Genomic DNA, 2202 nt, shown 5'->3' with positions numbered 1-2202 from the left:
ATATTAATATTAATATTAATTCTATTTATTTTTAATATCAGCGCAGCCGCAGAATTAAAAGACCCCTGGATTTCAGAAAAAGAACAGGGGCAGCACGGAGGAACTCTGATTACAACTTTACTGGGTGATCCAAAAACATTTAATACAATTATTGCTAAAGAAACATCTTCTTCTACTATTACTGATGGCTATATTTTTGAAGGCTTAGTAACCCGTAATGGGGTCACTACTGAATATGAGCCTGAGCTGGCTAAAAGTTGGGATATCTCTGAAGATGGTAGAAAATATACTTTTTATTTAAGAGAAGGAGTTCAGTGGAGTGATGGAAAAGAATTTAAAGCCGATGATGTAATTTTTACCTTTGATGTAATTAAAGATGAGAATATTCCCACCAGCAGTCGTGATGTTTTGAAAGTTAATGGTGAATTTCCAGTATACAAAAAAATTGATAAATACACTGTTCAATTTACTTTACCAGAAAGTTTTGCTCCATTTTTAAATAATATGACGGCCCCAATCATTCCCAAACACAAACTTAATGAAGCCTGGGAAAAGGGCGAATTTAATAACAGCTGGGGAATTAATACTGATCCTGCCGAAATCGTTGGTACTGGACCATTTAAATTAGTAGATTACAAAAATGGAGAAAGAGTAGTAATGGAAAAAAACAATTACTACTGGCGTCAAGATCCAAACGGCAAAACACTACCCTATATTAATAGATGGATTAGAGTTATTGCTGAAAGCCAGGAGACCGAATCACTGCTGTTTGAAAAAGGTCAAACTCATTATTTGTCTGTCAGAGGAATTGATTACCGCAGAATAAAAGCAGAATCTGAAAACAATAATTTTTCTGTTGTAGATGCTGGACCAACTTTTAGCACTAATTTTTTAGTTTTTAATATGAATCCCCGTAATCCTAATTTGGAGGATGAGCCTTATAAATATGAGTGGTTTACAAATCTTAATTTTAGAAGGGCTATTGCCCATGCTTTTGATAAAGAAACTATGATTAATCAAGCTTTGGCAGGTCAGGGAACAAAACAGTGGAGCCCCATAAGTATTGCAAATAAAGTATATTTAAATGAAGGTGTAAAAAGATATCCATATAATCTCGAAAAAGCAAGAGAAGAACTAGAAAAAGGCGGCTTTAAATGGAATGAAAATGGTGAACTCCTGGACGCTAATAATAACAAAGTTGAATTTACCATGGTTACCAATGCTGGTAATAATGTGCGTGAGTCTTTAGTTAATATAATAGCCTCTGAATTAAGAGAATTAGGCATCAAAGTTAATTCAACCCCAATCGAATTTAACAAAATGGTTAATCAACTAAGCAGCGAGTGGAATTTTGACAGTATTTTGATTGGTCTAACAGGTGGAGTGGAACCACATCAGGGAACAAATGTCTGGATGTCTAATGGCCATCTTCACATGTGGAATCCAGTCCAGGAAGAACCAGCTACCGAATGGGAAAAACGGATTGATGAATTATTTGTCAAAGGAAGCCAGACTGTAGATCTTGAAAAAAGAAAAGAATACTATAATGAATTTCAGGAAATTGTTGCAGAAAAACTTCCTGTGATTTATACAGTAACTCCTAATTCTCTTTACGCTGTACGAGACAGCCTTAAAAATACTGAAGTTACTGCTTATGGTGGAGTGCTCTGGAATATTCATGAACTATATCTGGAGAATTAGACGATGAGAGATTATATAATTAGGCGCATTCTAGTTGTTATTCCACTTTTATTTGCAATCTCTCTTCTCTCTTTTTTCATCATGCAGCTTTCACCGGGTAGTTATTTAGATGATTTGAGAATGAACCCAGATATCTCCGAAGAATTAATTCGGAAAATGGAAGCAGATTTTGGTTTAGATCAAAATATTTTTATTCAGTACTTTTCCTGGCTCAAAGAAATTTTACAGGGTAACCTTGGCGAATCATTTACCTATCGAATTCCTGTAGCTCAAATTATTGGCAGTCGCTTGTTTAATACTCTGCTTTTATCTGCTGCTGCTATGCTGATCAGCTGGGGGATTGCTATTCCAATTGGTATTTATTCTGCAGTCCATCGTTACAGTTTTTTGGATAATATATTCAGTGTTTTTTCTTTTATAGGATTGTCCATCCCCAACTTTTTCTTTGCGCTGCTGCTTTTGTTTTCTATTGTCAGATTTGATATTCCCCTACCGATCAAT

General features: G+C 35.1%; 2 protein-coding genes. Both read left to right on the top strand.

What is annotated here, in order from left to right; all coding sequences use genetic code 11:
- The coding region (locus tag CI949_RS20060) for an ABC transporter substrate-binding protein (RefSeq protein ID WP_290769749.1) at window positions 1–1701 on the top strand (1701 nt) is incomplete at its 5' end.
- Window positions 1702–1704: 3 nt separating this feature from the next.
- Window positions 1705–2202: ABC transporter permease (locus tag CI949_RS20055; protein WP_290769746.1), on the top strand; the 498-nt coding region annotated here is incomplete at its 3' end.

Source organism: Halanaerobium sp. (genome assembly GCF_003070835.1).
Note: the sequence above shows the minus strand (reverse complement) of the source record. Positions and strands in the feature narration are given on the sequence as shown.